This is a genomic window from Paenibacillus sp. P4_A7, from assembly GCF_056402455.1.
In genome coordinates this window covers 25,733-31,967 of record NZ_JBFUHJ010000038.1, presented here as the reverse complement: position 1 = coordinate 31,967, position 6,235 = coordinate 25,733, and the positions used below count along the sequence as shown (strand labels likewise).

Genomic DNA, 6,235 nt, shown 5'->3' with positions numbered 1-6,235 from the left:
GCCGTATTTTTGCCGTTCTTTTTGATCATCAAATGGCTCAATATATTCGAATCCGCCATCAGCTGTCTTATTGAACGTTTTTCCTTCTTCACCGTACTTAAAAGCGATTATAGCTTCCGGATCGAAAGACGTATAATCGAATAACTGAAGATATTTAATAAATTTATCATGATCTTTCTCCAGCTGATTTCCAAACACAGTTACCGCACCGTACACCGGGTTGCTTTGCGTCATACCATACTTGCCGTCAGGACCTTTGGGACCTGGTGACAAAACGAAGCTGGCTTGCGGATTTTTCTTGTGGAGTGCGGCATAGATATCGTTGCAGCAAAAGACTCCATCTTCAGTGAAAGTGTACCAGTACGAACCGACGACTCCCGCCTTTTCGTTAACCATTTTATCCTGAACATTGTTATCTTTGTTTACAATAAATTCGGGATCGATAAGTCCGTTTTTATACCAGCGATTCAGAACCGTTAACGCATCCTTGGCACCTGGCAAAATTTCACCGCGGACGATCTGTCCATTATCCTCGGTGAATGCTCCTAGATATACGCCATAAGCGCCGAACACAAAGCTGAACAGACTGTCGCCCGTACTAGTAAGTCCATAGGTGTCGCTTTTTCCATTTTGATCCGGATCATCGTTAGTAAACTTTGTCAATGCCTCTTCCAATTCTTCGAGAGTTTCCGGAGTTTTTGTGATCCCCACATTTTTCAGCCAATCTTCACGAATGGCAAGCGCTTGATTATGAGGCCCCAAATCCCAAAGTCCTGGAATACCATAAATCTTGCCGTCTCTCCTCGTATTCATAAAAGGATCGTCTCCGGCTACTTTATGCAAGAAATCCCAAAAACGAGGTGCGTAGGTTTTCAAGTCTTCGGGATTAATTTCAGCAACAACCCCTTGTTTGATCAACTTATCATATTCTTCAAAGTTACTCGCTCCGTAAAAATCAGGAATATCCCCGGAAGCAAGCATTAAATTCAACTTTTCTTTGTGAGCTTCGTTAGGCGATGCAATAAATTCCGCCTCGAAATTAAATTTATTTTCAAGTAAGTTCATGACATATCCGTCTACCTTGGTTTGATCGGGATAAAATGTAAAGAATTTTAGTTTCATTTTCTCTGTTTCATTACCCGATTTTCCTTCGTTACTTTCTAGATCAGTGGACTGGCCGGCTTGATCCTTGTCCTTCGATCCTTCCGAATCTGAACCTTTGCCGCATCCGCTCATCAGCGTAATCATCAAAACGATGAAAATGATTGCGAATAAACCATATTTCTTTTTATTCATTTTAAAACCCTCTCCCTTTTTGTTAATTATTCTATATCAAAGTTAACGTGTTATGGTTAACCCTACATAGCACCCAGCATGATACCCCTTTAAAAAATACTTCAGGTGTTCCTAGTTTTCGATTGGCCGTCCCAATCAGGCTATGTGGCTAACGCTGTCGATTTACTCATCGTTTCTATTTCCTTCAATGTTGATCGTATGAATGCGCATACATTTCTTATAAAAAGTATAGCATGAGGGTAATTGGGCAGCATTATCAGTTATTTGATATTCATTACGTTTTTTTGACCATTCAAATAGATACCGCGTCCATTGCAAGAGGGATTGTGATCATCATGGTTGTTGACCGTATATAATGGATGCGCCGCAGCATCCCATTGGCACGATTTCAAACCGCCTTGGGTCTGCAGATATCAGAACCACAATGAATATATACAGTTATGCTCTCCATTCTGCTGATAATTGGTCGCAAATACATTCAACTCGATTCTTTCCCAAAGGTGAAAAAAACGGTGAAATTCCTTAAGTTATACTCTATGATAAAATTAGAAAAACCCTTGGTTTCCCAAGGGTCTTGGCGTTATTAAAATAGTAGAGCCTAGGGGGATCGAACCCCTGACCTCATCGACGACAGCGATAAGGTCCCAACTTTTCGATTTCAATGGTTACRACGTCGCCCGGTTCTTATTGAAAGTAACCATCTGTTTGGAGTATGGTTCAATCACCACGGTTGGACAGTCAAGGAGCCCCAGTTCTCCCATTGGTTTCGATCTATCATCGGCAAGCTCCGCAAACACTTTAACGTGAGCGGCAAATTTCGTCGGATTATATAAGGAGACAGAGAGTTCTGATGCATTATTCTCAACGACTTCCGCCTCAATATGGTCGATTGCACAAACAAAACCCGTATCGGTCTGAATATACACACCTGGCACTTCAATGTAGGTCAGCATCATTGAAACCTCACACCAGCACGAACCGCCTGCCACTTCTCCGATGTTCTCTTTTCCTTCCCAATCGCTCGTATTGACCCGCTCTCCCATCCAGCCTGGAGGAGAAAATTTGTCAGACTTACTTCCCCCCCAAGTAATGCGGAGCGGACGATCTTCCCGTGAAAGATACTGCGGCAAGTTGTGTGCAATTTCACGTATTAGCTCCAAGTAGAATGGATTTCCAGTTGCGCGATAAAGCTTGAATAGCGAATCTCCGGAAAACGTGCAAATTCCCGGCGCCGCATGTTTGTTTTGCACACTGGCCCAAACAGCTCCCGTTGCGCGTAAATCAAGATCACGAAATTCGGCTCCTTCGTGATACTCAAAATCGTACGAGACGCTCCAAGTCGAACATAGCTTTGCTGCTTCTTCCGCCATTCTCAGCCACTTGGCTGCTCCCGTCGCTTCATACATAACTACGTAGGATTCGAGTAAGGCAAAAGCCGATTCACTATCCGGACACTGGCAAATTTCCCCTGGTGCTCCGGTCGATACGCCTTGTCTGATGAAGAGGTTGTAGTAATGGGCGGCAGACTGCTCCGCGACTGTCAAATAATCGGCCCGGTCGAAGTAGACCCCTGCCAATGCCAATCCGGCGGAGGCAACGCCTGCGCTCGCACTCCCTCCGATGACGATTTCTTCCTTATCCACATCGATGAACTGCCCGAACTGCCCATTGCAAATCCATAGTCGTACAAAGGCATCACATGCCTTTATCAGTCCTTCTTTCCAGCTAGCCGGAATCTCTTCCTGCATCTTGTCCAGAAGCATGAACTGTTTGACGAGAAAATAGATGGCATCCGCATTTTTTCGAAGAAGGACGATGCTCGTTTCATCATGCGCCCTAAATGCGTCCCCGCGCAGCTTTCCTTTGCAATACATGCCGTAAAAGAAGCCCGATGGAGCCTGTATGGTACTAAACATAAAGTCCAGTGTCTTACGTGCTCTCTCTTTTGAAAGCTCTGATCCGATCATAAGCTGAGGATACGTGCTGATACCACCGCCTACCCAGCCCGTTTGCCATTCCCCGAAAGTCTCATCCGGCGATGTCGATGACCGATAGAAACCGTAATCTTCCAGCCAATTATACTGGTTGTATTTCTCTTCGATAATATTCCACGCCTCGGAGAAAGGTATCTCATGGCGCAGGCTTGTGCTGCCGGTCAAGTCTTTACGAATGGTTGTAAAATAATCGAATAGTGCTGGAATGTCGGGACAATCAAAGAAATACAATCTAAATGTCAAAGTTACTTCATCATTCTCGCGAAAATCGGCTCCACGGTCATCCGATTTTTCTTTTGTACTGCACATGCTGTACTTGATACTTCTAACAGATGGAGCCGAAAGCGATATGATCGCTTTCGTCCTGTCATCATTTTCTTCCATCGTGATTCCTGAATCGCCGAGCGATGTTCCCTGCGTGGTCAACACGAAGAAACCTTTCTTCTGCTCGCGCTTGAAACAACCGACGGCAGGGGTCGATAAATCCCCTGTTCTCAGTTCAATCTTGGACACACCCTCGTCGTTATTCAACCTAGGTACATCTGTAATGGTCGTCGGAATGTGTAACCCGATTTCATCTTCCTTGGTCAGCATCGGCGGGTAAACCTGTTCGCTCACCTTGAATCGGTTCCCATTATATGCCGCTGATGGCATCAGGACATAGTTTTCCTTCGACCACTGTTCCATTTCTATATTGACCGAAATACCTGCTTCGTTAACGAAGCCTCCAACAACCTTGAACGTAGCGCTAACATCTATCGCGTTGTCATTCGCTTCCACTTCTGTGAACGAACAGCTTATTTGCCACAGCGATTGTTCCAGCCTAATCTGCTGCTGGCTGCCTAGCTCATTACAATCGGTCTTCACTGATTGAACCGGGACAACACCGTCAAACTTCGTCACAGAGAATGCTAGTTTACAATCGTTTTGTCCAAGTCTACGGTTCCAGTCGCCGCTCATGCTGGACCCCCATTTCGGTTGATCTCCAATGTCATGATTTCATTAGGCTTTAGCTGCAGCGTAACCATACCGTGTCCGCGACTATCCAGACTAATAGGCCCTAGCTGTTCAACGACTGCCACATCTCCTCCGGTAAAGCCCGCATATTTCAGCGGCAGCTCAAGTGTGATGCTACTAGCCTTTTCCATCGGGTTAAACACTACCAGAACGGCAGGTACACTTGCCTCCGTCGACACGTRCATTACCGCATCAGGTTCAAATCCGGTAGGCCGCGCCAAGTGAACTATTTCGCCCGCCAAAGTGCTCCGATAGCGTTTGTAGAACTGAATCCATTTCTCAAAAATTTTCTTCGTATTTTCCCCGATATAACAAGCTTTCCCGTACAATACCCCGCTGTGCCCGTAACCGAACATACCACCCAGCGCATGGTCGTACGTAGCTGTATTTTCCTCTGAAGGCTCTATGCTATGGCCATGATAGGTTTCGAGATTGCAAGACGTCCATGTCGCACATGACGGGTCTTTATAACGAGAGTCGAACATAAACGCTCTCGTTTGCGTCACCAGACGCATACCGCCCATCGTGAACTGATCTTCCTCTCGGTAGCCGCCAGGTCTCTGGTGTATACCAAGAAACATCCCTTGCATTTCTTGCGGAGCCGTCAGCAATTTGCCACGCTCTGTGACTTCCTTGAAAAATTTCTTCTCCCACATCCAGTTCATGAATTCGACGCTTTCCGGAGTATCATGTTTGTGGTCATCAGCCAGACACGGTAGACCGTGATACGGTCCATCGAGAGCCAGTCCATCAAAGCCACAATAATCGAGTAAGTGAAGTAGCTTCTCCGCAATATAATCGCCCCAAGGTGACTGGTAGCACATATTTCCAAGCCCTCCTGGGCTGTAGCGGATGCCATCCGGACCTAAATACTGCCAATCAGGATGGTCTTCGCAAACTTGAGTCCCATGCCAAGCAATAGTCGTGGATGAGTAAGGAAGAACCGTTAAACCCTTCTCATGGTAGTAGTCGATCAGCCGCCTTATATCTTCTTCACCGTTCGGAAATAGATCAGCACGTGGGATGTAATCACCCGTATTCGTGAACAGTTGACCTAGAAAAAGTTCTACTGACTCAATGCCGTCAGCTACGGACTGATCCGCAATTTGCAGTAGTTCATCGTAAGTAGAGCAACCATCAACGACCCGCCTGATCTGCGTTTCTGTAATCCACGGAGCGATTTTCTTATACAGTCGGTGCAGGATAATGGACGCTTCGTCCCGATTGCCGGAAGTAACGGCCTCATAGCACTTGAACGTCTCAAAGCTTTGGCCCGGCTGCRGCATCATGCCAATCGGCTTAGGAAACTCAAGACGCGTAAACCCCATATAAAAATCTTCGTCTTTCATAATATTCCAATAATAGTCACTAAAGACAGACAACTCGACCTTGCCTTCAAAAAGTCTCACCATGTCGACAGTTACGTTGTCCACGGTTACTGGTGACCCAGAAATGTTGTTTACTTTAACTGTTTTCGTTAACAACGGCAGATCATCCGCAATTTCAAATTCGATTACGAGTTCCACAGGAACATCCGCCTCGCGTCCCCGACAATACAAGCGCAACACATCACCAAATCTTCCTCTGTCCTGCTCGACCTGCGTAACCGCAAAAGAACCTTGCCTCTCATGCCATTCCTTCAAGTGCGTCCAGGGACCCGCTTCATAGCTGCGCCCATTAACGATTACCGCTGCTTCAAAGGGAAGCGAGCCTTCAAATGCGAAGACGGGATACCAAGCATCCCCTCTCTTCTCACCGTTTGGCCGTATGTGAAACACGGTTGTCGTTAAACCTTCCGAAATATCCATTTCCCTCTTAATAAATGCATTCTGTATCACAATTTTTTTATCTTTGATTGTTATTCCCATAGTCATCACCCAGTTTAAAAACTTAAACTAGGCTTTTCAACTCCTCTCATTTTCGAATAT

The 6,235-nt window shown here is 45.8% G+C and carries 3 protein-coding genes; all 3 read right to left on the bottom strand.

Annotated elements, in window-relative coordinates; all coding sequences use genetic code 11:
• On the bottom strand, positions 1 to 1,296 hold a 1,296-nt coding region (locus tag AC1DWN_RS08470; RefSeq protein ID WP_477558460.1), incomplete at its 3' end, for a type 2 periplasmic-binding domain-containing protein.
• A 665-nt stretch (positions 1,297 to 1,961) separates the two neighbouring features.
• Positions 1,962 to 4,250 (bottom strand): hypothetical protein, encoded by a 2,289-nt coding sequence (locus tag AC1DWN_RS08465; RefSeq protein WP_477558459.1) that lies wholly within the window; start codon positions 4,248 to 4,250, stop codon positions 1,962 to 1,964.
• Positions 4,247 to 6,175, bottom strand: coding sequence for an alpha-galactosidase (locus AC1DWN_RS08460; RefSeq protein WP_477558458.1), 1,929 nt, complete (start codon positions 6,173 to 6,175; stop codon positions 4,247 to 4,249). Before AC1DWN_RS08460 ends, AC1DWN_RS08465 begins: the two co-directional genes overlap by 4 nt.
• Positions 6,176 to 6,235 lie beyond the last annotated feature (60 nt).